At 61.2% G+C, this 16,787-nt stretch carries 16 protein-coding genes and 1 pseudogene; 1 reads left to right on the plus strand and 16 read right to left on the minus strand.

The window, feature by feature from the left end:
- Positions 1-14: 14 nt before the first annotated feature.
- The 7 genes and pseudogenes from fliM to CRO59_RS29030 form a co-directional block, all read right to left on the minus strand.
- Entirely contained in the window at positions 15-983 is a 969-nt protein-coding gene (gene fliM / locus CRO59_RS22675; protein WP_003222890.1) for a flagellar motor switch protein FliM, read from the minus strand.
- A 9-nt stretch (positions 984-992) separates the two neighbouring features.
- Positions 993-1,496, minus strand: a complete 504-nt coding sequence (fliL, locus tag CRO59_RS22680; protein ID WP_047599975.1) for a flagellar basal body-associated protein FliL — start codon at positions 1,494-1,496, stop codon at positions 993-995.
- 215 nt (positions 1,497-1,711) lie between these two features.
- A complete protein-coding gene (locus tag CRO59_RS22685) occupies positions 1,712-3,103 on the minus strand; it encodes a flagellar hook-length control protein FliK (RefSeq protein WP_097090137.1) in 1,392 nt (463 codons plus the stop codon).
- A gap of 106 nt (positions 3,104-3,209) precedes the next feature.
- A complete protein-coding gene (locus tag CRO59_RS22690; RefSeq protein ID WP_097090138.1) occupies positions 3,210-3,557 on the minus strand; it encodes an Hpt domain-containing protein in 348 nt (115 codons plus the stop codon).
- A gap of 37 nt (positions 3,558-3,594) precedes the next feature.
- The gene (locus CRO59_RS22695) at positions 3,595-5,292 is read right to left on the minus strand and encodes a fused response regulator/phosphatase (RefSeq protein ID WP_097090139.1); all 1,698 of its coding nucleotides are present in this window, start codon (positions 5,290-5,292) and stop codon (positions 3,595-3,597) included.
- A gap of 5 nt (positions 5,293-5,297) precedes the next feature.
- On the minus strand, positions 5,298-5,603 hold the full coding sequence (locus tag CRO59_RS22700; protein WP_096796263.1) for an STAS domain-containing protein: 306 nt from the start codon (positions 5,601-5,603) through the stop codon (positions 5,298-5,300).
- Between the two features lie 192 nt (positions 5,604-5,795).
- Positions 5,796-5,906, minus strand: a pseudogene (locus tag CRO59_RS29030) (flagella biosynthesis chaperone FliJ); the annotation flags it as partial.
- Between the two features lie 136 nt (positions 5,907-6,042).
- Here CRO59_RS29030 and CRO59_RS22710 point away from each other — a divergent pair.
- Positions 6,043-6,396 carry a hypothetical protein gene (locus tag CRO59_RS22710; RefSeq protein ID WP_027613907.1) on the plus strand — a complete coding sequence of 118 codons (354 nt, stop codon included), beginning with the start codon at positions 6,043-6,045 and terminating at the stop codon, positions 6,394-6,396.
- A 35-nt stretch (positions 6,397-6,431) separates the two neighbouring features.
- Here CRO59_RS22710 and fliJ read toward each other — a convergent pair whose 3' ends face one another.
- The 9 genes from fliJ to CRO59_RS22755 form a co-directional block, all read right to left on the minus strand.
- Positions 6,432-6,881: a flagellar export protein FliJ gene (fliJ, locus tag CRO59_RS22715; protein ID WP_095139370.1), complete on the minus strand. Its 450-nt coding sequence runs from the start codon at positions 6,879-6,881 to the stop codon at positions 6,432-6,434.
- Between the two features lie 6 nt (positions 6,882-6,887).
- Positions 6,888-8,246 (minus strand): flagellar protein export ATPase FliI, encoded by a 1,359-nt coding sequence (gene fliI, locus CRO59_RS22720; RefSeq protein WP_007966241.1) that lies wholly within the window; start codon positions 8,244-8,246, stop codon positions 6,888-6,890.
- The gene (gene fliH, locus CRO59_RS22725) at positions 8,236-9,042 is read right to left on the minus strand and encodes a flagellar assembly protein FliH (protein WP_097090140.1); all 807 of its coding nucleotides are present in this window, start codon (positions 9,040-9,042) and stop codon (positions 8,236-8,238) included. Before fliH ends, fliI begins: the two co-directional genes overlap by 11 nt.
- 4 nt (positions 9,043-9,046) lie before the next feature.
- Complete coding sequence (gene fliG, locus CRO59_RS22730; protein ID WP_007920042.1) at positions 9,047-10,066, minus strand: flagellar motor switch protein FliG; 1,020 nt, start codon at positions 10,064-10,066, stop codon at positions 9,047-9,049.
- Positions 10,059-11,846: a flagellar basal-body MS-ring/collar protein FliF gene (fliF, locus tag CRO59_RS22735; RefSeq protein ID WP_027614236.1), complete on the minus strand. Its 1,788-nt coding sequence runs from the start codon at positions 11,844-11,846 to the stop codon at positions 10,059-10,061. Before fliF ends, fliG begins: the two co-directional genes overlap by 8 nt.
- 15 nt (positions 11,847-11,861) lie before the next feature.
- Positions 11,862-12,191: a flagellar hook-basal body complex protein FliE gene (fliE, locus tag CRO59_RS22740; protein ID WP_096796266.1), complete on the minus strand. Its 330-nt coding sequence runs from the start codon at positions 12,189-12,191 to the stop codon at positions 11,862-11,864.
- Between the two features lie 252 nt (positions 12,192-12,443).
- Positions 12,444-13,823, minus strand: a complete 1,380-nt coding sequence (locus CRO59_RS22745; protein WP_097090141.1) for a sigma-54 dependent transcriptional regulator — start codon at positions 13,821-13,823, stop codon at positions 12,444-12,446.
- A 5-nt stretch (positions 13,824-13,828) separates the two neighbouring features.
- A complete protein-coding gene (locus CRO59_RS22750; protein WP_177409043.1) occupies positions 13,829-15,022 on the minus strand; it encodes a PAS domain-containing sensor histidine kinase in 1,194 nt (397 codons plus the stop codon).
- Positions 15,023-15,147: 125 nt separating this feature from the next.
- Positions 15,148-16,623, minus strand: coding sequence for a sigma-54 dependent transcriptional regulator (locus CRO59_RS22755; RefSeq protein ID WP_003222863.1), 1,476 nt, complete (start codon positions 16,621-16,623; stop codon positions 15,148-15,150).
- Between the last annotated feature and the right edge of the window lie 164 nt (positions 16,624-16,787).

Raw genomic sequence — 16,787 nt, forward strand, 5'->3', positions numbered from 1 at the left:
GGAAAAGCGCCGCTTCAGCGACGCTCGATCGGCTCGATCACCTGCAACGCGAGGTTGCCTTTGTGCGAGCCCATCTTGACCTTAAAGGCCGGTACGCCGTTGGCGCGCATGATCATGTCTTCCGGCATCTCCACCGGGATCACATCCCCCGGCTGCATGTGCAGGATGTCGCGCAGCTTCAACTGGCGGCGGGCCACAGTGGCGCCGATCGGTACATCGACATCGAGCACGTCCTGACGCAGGGCGTTGACCCAGCGCTCGTCCTGATCGTCGAGGTCCGACTGGAAACCGGCATCGAGCATTTCACGCACCGGCTCGATCATCGAGTACGGCATGGTTACGTGCAGGTCACCGCCACCACCATCGAGTTCGATGTGGAAGGTGGAGACCACGATTGCTTCGCTCGGGCCGACGATGTTGGCCATGGCCGGGTTCACTTCCGAGTTGATGTACTCGAAATTGACTTCCATGATCGCCTGCCAGGCTTCCTTCAGATCGACGAAGGCCTGCTCCAGCACCATGCGCACCACACGCAGTTCGGTCGGGGTGAATTCACGCCCCTCGATCTTGGCGTGACGGCCGTCGCCGCCGAAGAAGTTGTCCACCAGTTTGAACACCAGTTTGGCGTCAAGGATGAACAGCGCGGTGCCGCGCAGCGGTTTGATCTTGACCAGGTTGAGGCTGGTCGGCACGTACAGCGAGTGCACGTATTCGCCGAACTTCATCACCTGGACGCCACCGACGGCAACGTCCGCCGAGCGGCGCAGCATGTTGAACATGCTGATGCGGGTGTAACGGGCAAAACGCTCGTTGATCATCTCCAGAGTCGGCATGCGTCCACGGACGATGCGATCCTGGCTGGTCAGGTCGTAGCTTTTGACACTGCCGGGTTCGGCAGCGTTATCGGTCTGTACCAGACCATCGTCGACGCCATGCAACAGCGCGTCGATTTCATCCTGGGACAGCAGATCCTGCACGGCCATGTCGTGTTCCTACTGCAGTACGAAATTAGTGAAAAGCAACTGTTCGATCACCACTTTGCCCAGCTCTTTCTGCGCCACTTCCTGGACGCTGGCGGTAGCCTTCTGGCGCAACATCTCCTGGCCGACCGGGGTCGCCAGCGTGGCGAAATCCTGACCGGAGAAGAGCATCACCAGGTTGTTGCGGATCACCGGCATGTGCACTTTGAGCGCTTCCAGATCGGCCTGGTTACGCGCCAGCATGGTGATGCTCACCTGCATGTAGCGCTGACGGCCGTTCTGGTTGTAGTTGGCGACAAACGCCGGCGCCATCGGCTCGAAGATCGCCGGTTGCTTGCCGACCGGCGCAGCCTCGGCCGCTGCGGCAGGCTTGCTCTGAGCGCTGTGCATGAAGTACCAGGTCGCGCCCACGGACACACCGATCGCCAGCAGCAAAGCCACCACGATCAGAATGATCATCTTGAGTTTGCCTTTGGTCGCGGGGTCTTTTACAGCTGCTGCTTCGCTCTTCGCCATGCCAATAATCCGTCACTAATCGGGTTTTCACAGTCGCACGGCAAGGCAAGAGCAAGTGTTATGCCAGAAGTGTCGGAGGATTGATCTGGAGAGCACCACAAAACAAATGTGGGAGCGGGCTTGCTCGCGAAAGCGGTTTAACATTCAACAGTTATGCTGGCTGTCATACTGCTTTCGCGAGCAAGCCCGCTCCCACAGGGGGATACAGCGTTGTATCAGGCGTAGTAGTCGACGGCGCTGCTGCCGATCACGCTGGTGGTTTGTGCAGCGGCTTCAGCCACGCTCACAGGCGCCAATTCTTCTTCCGCCGAATCCAGTCGACCACCTGCAGCGCTGGTGCGTCCGCTCTGGCCTTGCTGCGCCTGTTCCTGACCCTGCCCCTGCCAGCCACGGCTCTGGTCGGAGACATTGACGTCGACCTGGCCCATGCCCTGCTGGGTGAACATGTCACGCAAGCGATGCATCTGACCGTCGAGCGCTTCGCGCACGCTTGGGTGCGCGCTCATGAAGGTCACCTGCGTCTGCTGATCCGGCACCATGTTGACCCGGATATCCAGACGCCCCAGTTCCGCCGGCTGCAATTGAATATCCGCCGCCTTCAGGTTGGCGCTGGACAGGTACATGACGCGGTTGACGATTTCTTCGGTCCAGCCGCTCTGATGCATGGCGATCGGTTGATTCACCGGCACCGCGTTCGCGGTTTTCGGAGTGGCCGCCTGAGTCAGCGCCGCCAGACGGTTGGCGAAATCATCGACACGGGTGTCGCTGGTAGCAGCCTTCAGATCTTTCAGGCCATCGTCGATCAGTCCGCTGAAGGCCTTTTCACCATTCTGACTGGTGCTGTCCTTGTCGGCCTGCACGTCGAGCATGCTCGCCATGCCGGCAGCGAAGTTCTGCGCCGCAGTCAATTCACCGTCGGCCTGAGCCTGGGCCGGTGTCGCTTTGGGTTGGGCCTGGCTACTGGCGGAAATGTGCCCGCCCTGCTCCATCGCCATACGCAGCGCCGGCAACGAGTCGAGTGGATCGGCCGCCGGGTCGAACGCGCTATCGGTTGATGCCGCCGGATCTTTGACCACGGCTGGCGCCAAGGTGGCGGCCACGACCGGCGTTTCGGTTTTGGCCGGTTCCGGTGTTGCAGCGACTGGCGCTGCCACCACCGGCGCGGTCACCAGCGGCTGCACGGTTTGCGCAAGTGCCGGATCCAGCGCCGGATCCACCGGGGTGGTGTCGGCCACTGGCGTCTGCGCGCTGTCGGCGGCCGCATCGGCGGCGGCCTTGTCAGCGGCGGCCTGATCATCGGAGGTGGTCGACGCGGTCTTGTCGGCAGGCAAGGCATTGCCGCTATCGGCAACGGTCTGTTGTGTGGCGGCAGACTTATCCTTGGCGAAATCTTTCTTGTCGCTGTTGTCGGCCACCTTGTCGCGCGCCGGTTTCAACGAACTGTCAGAGTTCGCAAGAGTCTTTTTCGGGCCTTGATCGGCGAACACCTGAGCGAAGCTTGAGGCCTTGTCCCCGGTGTCTGCGGCCATGACCGGCGTTTTCGCGGCGGCGGCTTGCGCCTTGGCCTGGGCGGCAGATTGAAGAAGAACATTGGGGGTCGCAGGCATGACACGGTCTCCGCTGCACTGGGATCGTAGGTACAGTTGACGGGGATTATTGCAAGTGTCGGGCCAGATTTGTCCGGCGCTTGCGAAAAGCGCCGGACGGCAGGGTTCAATGGGTCAGGGCGTGCTGGCGTTCGTCTTCGTAGATCGGGCGAACATCGGCGAACTCGCGACTGATGTCAGCCACCAGCCTGGCAATGTCCGAGGGGATTTTATTTTTGGCTTCCGATTCCAGCTCCTGGCAGAGCGCCGCCAACCGGACAGCTCCCATGTTGCTGGCGCTGCCCTTGAAGCTGTGGGCAACTTCAGACAAAGCCTTGGCATCCGCCGTGTTCTGCAGCTCAGCCAAGCGACTTTCGGAATCGGCCAGAAAGGTATCCAGAAGCTCCGGATAACCCTCCTCCATGACTTCGCGCAGTACGCTCAGCGCCTCGCGATCAATATGTGTGTCAGTCACTTGTTCACTCCTTGATCAAGAATCGGCGAATTATGCCTCAACCCTCCCAGAAAAACTCCACGCAAGCACTGCGACCTTCGTCCGACCAACTGGCGTTATGCCCCAACTGCCGGATCAGGCTGACCCCGCGCCCCGACAGACGGACACCGTCCAGCGGCCGCTCCATCACCCGCGCCACGTCAAAACCCTTGCCGCTGTCCTCGACGCGGATCACCAGACGGCCCCCGGCACCTTGCGGCTTGACCTGCAGATGCACGCGCACGTAACCGTCCTGCAGGGCTTCGAGCCGCTCGTTGCGCTGTTCATAGTAACGAGCGAAGCCACTGGCATCACGCTTCAGGCTGGAATCCAGACCAAGAACACCGTGCTCCAGCGCGTTGGAGTACAGCTCGGCGAGCACGCTGTAGATCGCCCCGCCCTGGGTGCGCAAACCGTGCACTTCCTGCAACAACTGCAGCAGATACGGCAAAGGATTGAAGCGCTTGAGCGTAGCCCCGCGAAACTCGAAGCTTACCGACCAGTCCAGCGGGCTCGACTGGCCGCTGTCGGAATACACCGGCGCCGACGGCACGACATGCGCCGCTTCAAGCAAGCTGATCTCGACCATGCTCACATCGTCGCGGGGCTCGCCGCGAAAGGCGTGCAAGGCCTGCTCGATCTCGGCGAACAGGTTGTCCGGCTCACGATTGGCGGCGAACAGCTGCTGCAAACGCTCGACACCGAACAAGCGATCGTCCGCGTCAGTGGTATCGATCACCCCGTCCGAAAGCAGGAACACTCGGTCACCCACGGCCATGGCCTGTACTTCGGTGCGATCATCAAACGCTTGCGGACTGAGCACCCCCAGCGGCAAATGGCGCGCCGCCAGCGGCACCCGTTCGCCGGTGGCGATCCGGTGCAGATAACCGTCAGGCATGCCGCCGTTCCACACCTCTACCGAACGCCGCTGAAAACTCAGACAAAGCATGGTCGCGCAGCAGAACATGTCCACCGGCAGGATGCGCTTGAGCTTGGCGTTCATCTCGCGCAGGGTCTCGGCCAGGCCGTAACCCTTGGCGGTCATACCGTAAAACACTTCGGCCAGCGGCATCGCCCCCACCGCCGCCGGCAATCCGTGACCGGTGAAATCACCGAGCAGCACATGCATGTCGCCGGCCGGGGTGTAGGCCGCCAGCAGCAGGTCGCCGTTGAACAACGCATAGGGCGATTGCAGATAACGAATATTCGGTGCACTCAGGCAACCGGAATGCGCGACCTTGTCGAAAACGGCTTTGGCCACACGCTGTTCGTTGAGCAGGTAATCGTGATGTCTGGCGATCAGGTCACGCTGTTGCAGCACCGTGGCCTGCAAGCGGCGCAAGCGATCCATCGCCTTGATTTTGGCGGCGAGGATCACCTGGTTGTAAGGCTTCGCCAGAAAGTCGTCGCCACCCGCCTCCAGACAACGGGCTAGCGCTTCACTTTCGGTCAGCGAAGTCAGAAAGATGATCGGCACCAGGGTTTCCCCCGCCAGCGCCTTGATCTGCCGCGCCGCTTCGAAGCCGTCCATCACCGGCATCATCGCGTCCATCAGCACCAGATGCGGTGGCTGACGCTTGAACACCTCGAGCGCTTCGGCGCCATTGGCGGCGGTCAGCACTTCGTGCCCCTGGCGGCGGACGATGGTCGACAACAGTAACCGGTCGGCGGCGCTGTCTTCGGCGATCAGGATCGTCAGCGGCTCTTGCGCCTGCATGGCCGTCAACTGATGTCGAACAGTTTGTCGAAGTTGGAGATGGCGAGAATCTTGCGCACGTCGGAGTTGCTGTTGATCACGCGCACGTCCGACTCGTCGCCGCCGGCGTGATCACGCAGCAGGAGCAGCATGCCCAGCGCGGAGCTGTCGAGGTAGGTGGCATCTTTCAGATCAACCACGATGGAGTCGGGTTTCTGGTTAAGTCGCTCATAGGACTCGCGAAACTCCTGATGGCGCCCAAAATCGAACCGCCCCTTGACCGAAATCGTCAGTTTTTGACCATCCGGAGAGACTTCTGTAACGACTGACATTGACTGGCTTCCTTGTCATTGACGAACGTGTACAAGGTTTAGCACCTGGACAGGGTTGGGGCAAGGCTCAGCGCAGAAGCAAATGTGGGAGCGGGCTTGCTCGCGAAAGCGGTGTGTCAGTCAACATTGGTGTCTCTGACACACCGCCTTCGCGAGCAAGCCCGCTCCCACAGGGAGTTTTTGGGCAATTTGAAAAGGGTTGTGTCGCGGTAGGCGCTGCGACAACTCGTCCAGCAACTTCTGCTCGCGCTTGTCTTCGAGGCGTTGCGCCTCTTCGCCGTAGCGCTGCACCCGTTTGCGAAGGAGAAACAGTGAGCTGCAGCCACTCCGCGACTGCCGCTTGTCGCCACTGTCAGATCTGACAGTAGACCGAGGAAAGAGGCATAGACCTTAATCAAGCGGCAGCAATTTCGCTGCGCTCAGGTCAAAGGACTGCATCATGAACTCGCCTAAAGTTGGATTTTTCGAAGCACCGTTCCTGCATAACACCCAGTCACCACACATCATGACCTACGATGAATTCCTGGGTAGAAATCGTAAATGCACCGTGGTGGCGCGCTACCCTAATAAAATAGGCGAAACACTTACGCTTTACCTTATAGCCGACACCCCCTACCCCAGCCTGGATGTTATTGAGATCTATCGTGAGCAGGAGCTATGGGGCACGGACGTCGACCGCACCAGGTTTTCGGAACTTGAGGGCAAACAAGTACATGCGTTCTTCGTCGTAACCCGTGACTCTACATTAGTGGGTTTCTCCGCAATGCTCAGGTTCGAAATATTAGCCCAATGACTCAGACCATCCTCTAGCACCACTGCTGCGGCACGTTAATACGGATCGTGCCGCGGCAAGCGTTGCGACAACTCGTCCAGCAGCTTCTGCTCGCGCTTGTCTTCGAGGCGTTGCGCCTCTTCGCGGTAGCGCTGCACCAGTTTGCGCAAGCCTTCGACCTTGGCGAACGCCTGCTGCCAGGCATCGCGCGCCTTGATCAGGTTGTTCTGGTGCCAGACCAGACTCTGGCGCTGCTGGTCGATCGCGGTGTCCAGTTGCGCGAGGAAGCCGTGATAACCCAGCAGCCATTGCCCGGAAACTCCGTCGCTGCCGCGCACGATCCACTGTTCCTGATAATCCAGACGAAAGGCGTCGAGGTCGGCGAGTTTGCTTTCAGCGACTTTGACCTGACCCTGAAAGTAACCCAGGCGTTGCACGGCGGTTTTCTCGGCCTGTTCGGCCATTTCCACCACCGGTGCCAGACGCGCAGCTCGGCTCACGGCCATGGCCGGTTACCCGCCCGCCGCAGGCGCGAACAGGGTTTCGAGGTAAGCCTGGCTCTCGCCCATGTTGATCTTGTCGTTCAGGCCCTGTCGCTGGTAGCGGGTCAGTTGCGGTTGCAGCGAGATCGCCAGATCGGTTTCGCGGTCGCCACCGGCAACGTAAGCGCCGACGCTGATCAGGTCGCGACTCTGCTGATAGCGCGACCACAGCTGCTTGAAGTACTGCGCGCGCTGCATGTGCTCCGCCGAGACCACGGCCGGCATCACCCGGCTGATCGACGCTTCGATGTCGATGGCCGGGTAGTGCCCTTCTTCGGCCAGACGCCGGGACAACACGATGTGGCCGTCGAGCACGCCCCGCGCCGAGTCGGCAATCGGATCCTGCTGGTCATCGCCTTCGGACAATACGGTGTAGAACGCAGTGATCGAACCGCCGCCCTTCTCCGCGTTACCGGCGCGCTCCACCAGTTTCGGCAGTTTGGCGAACACCGAGGGCGGATAGCCCTTGGTCGCTGGCGGCTCACCGATGGCCAGGGCGATTTCCCGCTGGGCCTGGGCGAAACGGGTCAGCGAATCCATCAGCAACAGAACGTTCTTGCCCTTGTCGCGGAAATACTCGGCGATCCGCGTGCAATACATCGCCGCGCGCAGACGCATCAGCGGCGCATCGTCCGCCGGCGAGGCGACGACCACCGAACGCTTGAGGCCTTCTTCACCGAGAATGTGCTCGATGAACTCTTTAACTTCTCGACCCCGCTCACCGATCAGACCGACGACGATAATGTCGGCCTCGGTGAAGCGGGTCATCATGCCCAGCAGCACCGATTTACCGACACCGGTACCGGCGAACAGGCCCAGACGCTGACCGCGCCCGACCGTCAGCAGACCGTTGATGCAACGGATGCCGACGTCCAGCGGTTCGTGAATCGGGTCGCGGTTGAGCGGGTTGATCGTCGGGCCGTCCATCGGCACCCAGTCTTCAGCCTTCATCCCGCCCTTGCCGTCCAGCGCGCGTCCGGCGCCATCGAGTACGCGACCGAGCATGCTCATGCCCATCGGCAGGCGCCCGGTTTCGGCCAGCGGCACCACACGGGCACCCGGGGCGATACCGGCGACGCTGCCGACCGGCATCAGAAAGACTTTGCTGCCCGAGAAGCCCATGACTTCCGCTTCCACCTGGGACGGGTGATAGCTGTCGTCATTGATGACCAGGCAGCGCGTGCCCATGGCGGCGCGCAGGCCTTCGGCTTCGAGGGTGAGGCCGACCATACGCAGCAGGCGGCCTTCGAGAATCGGCGCGCCGGCGATTTCAGTGGCGTCGGCATAGGTGCTGAGGCGCTTGGCGAAACTGGTGCGTTCAAGGCGCATCGGGGGTGTCCGCGAGCGGCTCTTGCGGCGCAGCCGCCAGTTGGCTTTCTTCAGGAATGTCCAGGCTCAGGTCCGGCGCCGCCGGGTGCAGAGCCTGTTCGTGCAACTGGTCGAACAGTTTGGCCATGACCTGGGTCACGCGGGTCTCGATGCTGGCGTCGATGCGGCTGTGCTCGGTTTCAACCCGGCAACCGCCCGGCAGCAGCGAGTCGTCTTCGACGATGCGCCAGGATTCCTCATGACGCTCGCGCAAGGCCTTGGCCTGCTCGAAGTCCTGCGGATTGACGTACAGACGCACGTTTTCCACGCCCAACGGCAGCAGCTTGAGCGCATCACGCATGACGTGTTCGATCTGGCTGGAATCGATGGCCAGTTCGCGCTTGATCACCTGTCTGGTGATGTGTTGCACGAGGTCGACCAGCGACTTTTCGATCTGCGTGTCTTGCTCGGCAATCGGCTCGAACAGATGGGTCATCAGTTGCTCGAGGCTGGCCAGTTTCGCCGCCAGCGCCACTTCGGCTTCCTGACGCACCTTGAGCGTGGCGCTGTGAAAACCTTCCTTCTCGCCGATGCCAAAGCCCTCGTTGTAAGCCTCCTGACGGATGCTTTCGAGTTCTTCCAGGGTCAGTGGCTGGACTTCTTCCAGCGGCACTTCTTCCATTTCCGGCGGTTCGGGCTCCGGTTCCGGCTCGGGTTCCGGTTTCGGCGGATCGAAGCTGGGCAGTGCCCAGGATTCGAAACCACGGACATCGCGGGCGCGGATCAGATCCGTTACTGACTCTTCATGCTTGTCCATGGGCTTAGATCATTTCCTCGCCGCCCTTGCCACCGAGCACGATTTCGCCGGCTTCGGCCATGCGACGGGCAATGGTGAGGATTTCTTTCTGCGCGGTTTCCACGTCGCTGACGCGCACTGGGCCTTTGGCCTCGAGGTCGTCGCGCAACAGTTCGGCCGCACGTTTGGACATGTTCTTGAAGATCTTCTCCTTGACGCCTTCGTCCGAACCCTTGAGGGCCAGCACCAGCACGTCGGAGGACACTTCGCGCAACAGCGCCTGGATGCCGCGGTCGTCGACGTCGGCGAGGTTGTTGAACACGAACATGAGGTCTTCGATCTGACCGGACAGGTCTTCGTCGACTTCGCGGATCGAGTCCATGAGCTGGCCTTCGATCGAGCTGTCGAGGAAGTTCATGATGTCCGCCGCACGCTTGATGCCACCCAGGGTGGTGCGCGAGGCATTCGAGTTGCCGGAGAACTGCTTCTCGAGAATCTGGTTCAGCTCTTTCAGCGCAGCCGGTTGTACGGTGTTCAACGACGACACGCGCAGGATGATGTCCAGACGCACCTTGTGGTCGAAGTTGCCCAGTACTTCACCGGCCTGATCCGGGTCGAGGTACGCCACCACGATCGCCTGGATCTGCGGGTGTTCGTAACGGATCACGTCGGCAACCGCGCGTGGCTCCATCCATTTCAGGCTGTCGAGGCCGCTGGTGTTGCCACCGAGCAGGATGCGGTCGATCAGGCCGTTGGCCTTGTCTTCGCCCAGGGCCTGGGTGAGCATTTTGCGCACGTAGTCGTCGGAGCCGACGCCGAGGCTGGTCTGGTCGCCGACGATGTCGACGAACTCGCTCATGACCTGCTCGACCTGCTCGCGATGGACGTTGCCCATCTGGGCCATGGCCACACCCACACGCTGAACCTCTTTCGGGCCCATGTGGCGCAGCACTTGGGCTGCATCGGTCGAACCCAGGGACAGCAGCAGAATCGCGGCTTTGTCGACCTTGTTCAGTTTGACGGTTGCGGCTCGGTTATCACTCATCTGCGTTAATCCACTCTTTCACGACCTGAGCCACGCGACCCGGATCCTCGGCCACCAAGCTCTTGATTGCATTCAGTTGTGCGTCGTAACCCTCACTCGGGCTCGGCAACAGAATGCTCTGCGGACCACCGAGGCTCACGCGGTCGTTGGCCAGGTCGCCGTCCAGGCCGCCCATGCCACCGAGTTCCACGTCGCTGCCCAAACCGGCCAGCTCCTTGCCTTTGCCGCCGCCGGTGATGTTGTTCAACACCGGACGCAGCACACCAAACACCAGCACCAGGATAAACAACACACCCAGCACTTGTTTGACGATGTCCCAGAACCATGGCTGGGAGTAGAACGGAATATCGGCAACCACTTCACCGCGTTCGGCGGAGAACGGCATGTTGATCACGCTGACGCTGTCGCCACGGCTGGCGTCGAAACCGACCGCGTCCTGCACCAGACGGGTGAAGCGCGCCAGCTCATCGGCGCTCCACGGCGCGCGGGTGGTTTCGCCGTTGGCCGCATTGACCTTGACCTGATCGTCGACCACCACCGACACCGACAGACGATTCAGGCGACCCTGCTGCTGTTTGGTGTGGCTGATGGAACGGTCGAGCTCGAAGTTCTTGGTGGATTGTTGACGCTTGTCCGCCGGGTACGGCGCGAGCATCGGCTGGCCGGTGGCCGGGTCCATGATCTGCTGACCGTTGGCATCGACCAGTGGCTGACCTGGCTGAATCATGCCGGTAGAGCCTTGCGCGCCACCGGTGGTTTGCGGTGCCGAAGCCGGCGCCGGCGGCTGGTTGCTCAGGGCACCCGGCACACCTTGCGGGCCATTGCTGGCGGTGCGTTGTTCGTTGACCGACTGCTCGCTGCGCAATGCCGGCTGGTCCGGGTTGAACTGCTCGGCAGTTGATTCGACGGCACTGAAATCGATGTCGGCCGACACTTCAGCCTTGTAGCGATCGTTGCCCAGTACCGGCTGCAGAATGTTGTGCACGCGCTGAGTCAGCATGCTTTCCATGCGGCGGCTGTAATCGAACTGCTTGCCAGCCATGGTCATTTCGGAGTTCTCCGCCTGATCGGAGAGCAGGTTGCCCTTCTGATCGACGACGGTGATCTGCGATTTGCTCAGCTCAGGCACGGAGGTCGCCACCAGGTTGATGATCGCGACCACCTGACCCGGCTCCAGCGAACGCCCGGAGTACAGCTCGACCAGTACCGAAGCGCTTGGCTTGCGCTCATCACGCACGAACACCGAACTTTTCGGAATCGCCAGGTGCACGCGAGCGCCCTTGACGTTGTTCAGGCTGGAGATGGTGCGCGCCAGTTCGCCTTCGAGACCGCGACGGTAACGGGTCGCTTCCATGAACTGGCTGGTGCCCAGACCCTGTTCCTTGTCGAGGATTTCGAAACCGATGTTGCCGTCGCTGGGAGTGACACCAGCGGCCGCGAGTTTCATCCGCGCACGGGACAGGTCGTCAGCCTTGACCAGCAAGGCGCCGGAGTTCGGCTCGACGGTGTAAGGGATGTCGGCGGAGGCCAGGGTGTCCATGACCTGCTTGGCGTCCATGCCGGCAAGGCTGCCGTACAACGGACGGTAATCCGGCTGCTGCGACCACAGCACCACGGCAAAGCCAATCGCCACGCTCGCAGCCAGGCCGACCAACAGGCCCACCTGACGCAGCATGGTCATCTCGGAGAGGTTTTCCAGGAAGGACAGGCCGAACAGCGGCGGTTTGCCGTCTATCGGGGTGGCCTTGGCCGGAACGTTATCGGCGACTGCTTCTGCCATGACTCAATCTCGTCCTTAAACCGGCATCTGCATGATGTCTTGATAAGCCTGAACCAGCTTGTTGCGCACCTGGGTCAGAGCCTGGAACGACACGCTGGCTTTCTGCGAGGCGATCATCACGTCCGTCAGATCGACGCCGCTCTTGCCGATTTCAAATGCGTTGGCCAACTGAGTCGACGCCTGTTGGGTATCGCTGACTTTGTTGATGGCCTGACCGAGCATGTCGGAAAAGCTGCTGCCTGCCAGTTCAGGGACGGCGGCAGTCGTTTTCGGCGTGGCCATGGCGTCCATTTTCATGGCCTTCATGTCCATCATCAACCGATTGAATTCAATACCTTGGCTCATGGTCTACTCTCTTGGGCGGCCCGCAATTTTTTGACACTCACTCGGCGGGTACACAGGTGTTAGCAACAAGGGTGCCAGCTCGGCTGGTCTTGTTTCATAAATGCCGCTGTGGTCTGTGCGCTATGTCGGGATCACCGCAAAACAACTGTGGGAGGGGGCTTGCTCCCGAAGGCGGCGTGTCATTCAACAATGATGTGACAGACCTGACCTCTTCGGGAGCAAGCCCCCTCCCACCGTTATTCGCGTCAACTTTCAGGTAGCGAACAGATACCCTTCGACGTCCATCCCGGCATCACGCATTTGCGCCAGTTTGTAGCGCAGGGTACGCGGGCTGATACCGAGCTTTTCCGCAGCCTCCTTGCGCCGGCCACGCTCGGTGCGCAGGGTATCGATGATCATCTGGAACTCCCGGCGCCGCAGGTCATCGCCCAGCGCCCCGGCGGATTCAGCCTCGACTTCGATTTCGCGCACCAGCGGTTGCACCGGCGCCGCGGTGTAGGTCACTGCGCCGGTCAGGCAGAAATCCTGCGGCTGGATCAAACCGCCCTGCTGCAGAATCAGCGCGCGTTGAATCGCGTTATCCAGCTCACGCACGTTGCCCGGCCACGGGTAGTGGGTCAGGCAAGCCTGGGCTTCTGGCGAAAGTTTCGCCGCCGCATGCTTCATTTTATTGACGTGTTTGTTCAGCAACCGCTCGGCCAGCGGCAAGATATCGGCAGTGCGCTCGCGAAGTGGACGCCAGGCCAGGGGGAAAACCGACAGACGGTAAAAAAGGTCTTCACGGAAACGCCCCGCCGCCACTTCGCCGGCCAGATCACGGTTAGTGGTGGCGACCACGCGAATGTCCAGGGTGATCGGCTTGCGCGCACCGACGCGCTCGACTTCACGCTCCTGCAGCACCCGCAACAACTTGGCTTGCAGGCCCAAGGGCATCTCGGAAATCTCGTCGAGCAGAATGGTGCCGCCATCGGCCTGCTCGAATTTGCCGGCCTGCGCCGCGATGGCGCCTGTGAACGAGCCTTTCTCGTGGCCGAACAGCGTGGCCTCGAGCATGTTGTCGGGAATCGCCGCGCAGTTGATCGCGATGAACGGCTGATTGGCACGATGGGAATGCTGGTGGATATAACGCGCCAACACTTCCTTGCCGGTGCCGGACTCGCCGGAGATCAGCACTGTGGAATCACTGCGCGCCACCCGCGCCGCCAGTTCGAGCAACTGCGCGCTGGCCGGCTCGACCGCCACCGGACCTTCGCAATCTGTGGTGCTGATGCTGCCCAAGGCATGTCGCGACACCAGGTCCAGTAGAGCCTTTGGCTCGAACGGCTTGACCAGATAATCCGCTGCGCCCTGACGCATCGCATCCACTGCGCGCTCGACCGCGCCATGCGCAGTCATCAGCAACACCGGCAATTGCGGCTGCCGCGCACGCAGCAAACCGAGCAGTTGATGGCCATCCATGCCGGGCATGTTGACGTCGCTGACCACCAGACTGAACGCTTCGCGCTCGACCGCCTGCAACGCCTCTTCGGCGCTGCCGACTGCATGGTAGTCGTGGCCCGCCAGCAACAGTGTGTCGGCCAGCGCTTCGCGCAACGAGCGGTCATCCTCGACCAGCAAAACCTTGATGCCCATGACGTTTACTCAGCTCCGTGTACAGCGGAAAACAGCGGCAGGATCACCTGCGCGCACGTGCCGCGCCCGACCCGCGAGCGCAACTGCAATTCTCCCTGATGCGCCCGGGCCACTGCCTTGACCACGGTCAGGCCCAGCCCGGTGCCGGTGACTTTGGTGGTGAAAAACGGTTCGCCGAGGCGCTCAAGCACCAGCGGCTCGATGCCGCTGCCGCTGTCGCTGACGCACAGGCGCAGGCTGTTGTCGCGGGTGTAGCAATGCACTTTCAAGCGCACGTTGCCATCGCTGGCCTGAATCGCGTTTTCGATCAGATTGAGAATCGCCCCGACCAGGGTGTCGCGATTGCACAGCAGTTCGCCGGCATGGCTGTCGCACTGCCAGCGGATTGGCAGATCCTGCACATGGGTCAGCGCCGCCGCTTGCAGCGACTGCATCAAGGCATTCGGGGTGATGCGGTCGGTCAGCGGCAACTCGCCACGAGCGAACACCAGCATGTCGCGCACCTGATGCTCCAGCTCATGCAGGCGCTCTTTGAGACGGCCGGCGAAACGCTGCTGGGTGGCGACAGGCAATTCCTGCTCAGTCAAATGACTGGCGTAGAGCAACGCGGCGGATAACGGCGTGCGGATCTGATGGGCCAGCGAGGCGACCATGCGTCCCAGCGACGACAGACGCTCATGGCGTGCCAGTTGATCTTGAAGGTGGCGGGTTTCTGTCAGGTCGTTGAGCAACACCAACTGGCCCGGCTCGGCATCCAGCGAGCGGGTGGCAATCGACAGGCGTCGACCGTTTTTCAGAGAAATTTCATGACCGTCGTCTTCACGCGGGGCGAAGCAACGGGCGATGACGTGGCGCCACAACTCGCCTTCCAGCGGCAGCCCCAACAAATCGATCGCCGCCGGGTTGGCTTCGCGCACCATGCCGTGGCCGTCGATCACGATGACGCCACCGGGCAACAGATCGAGGAGGTTTTGCAGACGGTTGGCCAAGCGTTCTTTTTCGGCCAGCTCCTGCATGCGCTGGGCACTGACCACCGCCAGCTCGCCCTTGAGCTCGGTAACCCGGGCTTCAAGCATGCTGTAGGAATCGGTCAGTTGACTGGACATCTGATTGAACAGCGCGAACGCGTGCTCAAGACCCTGACGGCTCGCCTGCTCTACGGACGACGGTTGCCCCTCGGCATGGGAGGCAGATGACATCTGGGCGTGGGGCATTGTGTTCTCTCGCTTGGCTGACCGTCAGTTAAACGGAACGTTGCGAGGGCTGTAGCAATACCCGTGCCTAAAAAAAACTGCTTATAAATGAAGGCGTTGAAAAACAGGCGTCAATCATCCGCCTGTTCGTCTCCTTCGCGCCGGCTCATGCCGTACTTGCGCATCTTCTCCACCAACGTGGTGCGACGAATACGCAGGCGTTCGGCGGCACGCGCCACGATGCCATTGGCGTCGTCCAGCGCCTGCTGGATCAGGCCCTGTTCCAGACCACCGAGGTAGTCCTTGAGGTCCAGGCCTTCCGGCGGCAGCATCGCGTTGGCGGTAAAGTCCGGCGTATGACCGTTGATCGCCACGCGCTCTTCGAGATCGCTGCGCAGGCTGTCGACCATCTGCTCGTCTTCGTCGTCGACGTAGCGGAATTTCTTCGGCAACTCGACCACGCCGATCACCCCGTACGGATGCATGATCGCCATGCGTTCCACCAGGTTGGCCAGCTCGCGGACGTTGCCCGGCCAGCCGTGACGGCACAGCGACATGATCGCGGCCGAGTTGAAACGGATCGAACCGCGCTTTTCGTGTTCCATGCGCGAGATCAGTTCGTTCATCAGCAGCGGGATGTCTTCGACGCGCTCACGCAGCGGCGCCATCTCGATCGGGAACACGTTCAGGCGATAGTAGAGGTCTTCGCGGAAGGTGCCGATCTCGATCATGCTTTCGAGATTCTTGTGGGTCGCGGCAATGATGCGCACGTCGACGCTCTGGGTCTTGTTGCTGCCCACGCGTTCGAAAGTGCGTTCCTGCAGCACGCGCAGCAGCTTGACCTGCATCGGCAGCGGCATATCGCCGATTTCGTCGAGGAACAGCGTACCGCCGTTGGCCAGTTCGAAACGCCCGGCACGGCTGGTGATCGCACCGGTGAAGGCGCCCTTCTCGTGGCCAAACAGTTCGCTTTCCAGCAGCTCTGCCGGGATCGCCCCGCAGTTGACCGGCACGAAAGGCGCGTCGCGACGCTTGGAGTGGTAATGCAGGTTGCGCGCAACCACTTCCTTGCCGGTGCCGGACTCGCCGAGGATCAGCACGCTGGCGTCGGTATCAGCCACTTGCTGCATCATCTGCCGGACGTGCTGAATCGCCCGGCTGGTGCCGACAAGGCTGCGGAACAGGTTGGGCTCGCGATGACGACCGCGCTCGCGGGCCTGGTCGTACATCTCGCGATAGACCTGGGCACGGTGCAGGGAGTCGAGCAGTTTGCTGTAGCTGGGCGGCATTTCCAGGGTCGAAAGCACCCGGCGGCGCTGGTCTTCCGGCAGGTCGACGGAAGAATTATCGCCCATCAGCAAAACCGGAAGGAACTCATCCCACGTCGAGAGTGTCTTTAACAAGCCCAAAAGTGCACCCGGAGCATTTACCGTCCCGATCAGTACACAGATGACTTCACGACTCGATGACAAAGAGCCGACAGCCTGCTGCCAGTCATGGCTGCCGCAGGGTAAATTTTCTTCGCCGAGAAAATTTAAAATCACCGCCAGGTCGCGGCGGCGGACGCTATCGTCATCGATCAGCAGAATTTTGGTTTCACGCCACATGCAATAGCAACTTCCCTAGTCAACTCAATGCCCGAAAAATGGGGCAAGCGAGACGCTTGCAGGACACCTTGTGCCTGTAGACGCCTGAAATCTGAAAACAGCCACTAGTTAAGTCAAAAAACCGTGCACAGTCAAATTTATGGCGCACATGTCTGGATTAACTG

It is taken from the genome of Pseudomonas sp. LAMO17WK12:I5 (genome assembly GCF_900215165.1).
Taxonomy (GTDB): Bacteria; Pseudomonadota; Gammaproteobacteria; order Pseudomonadales; family Pseudomonadaceae; genus Aquipseudomonas; species Aquipseudomonas putida_A.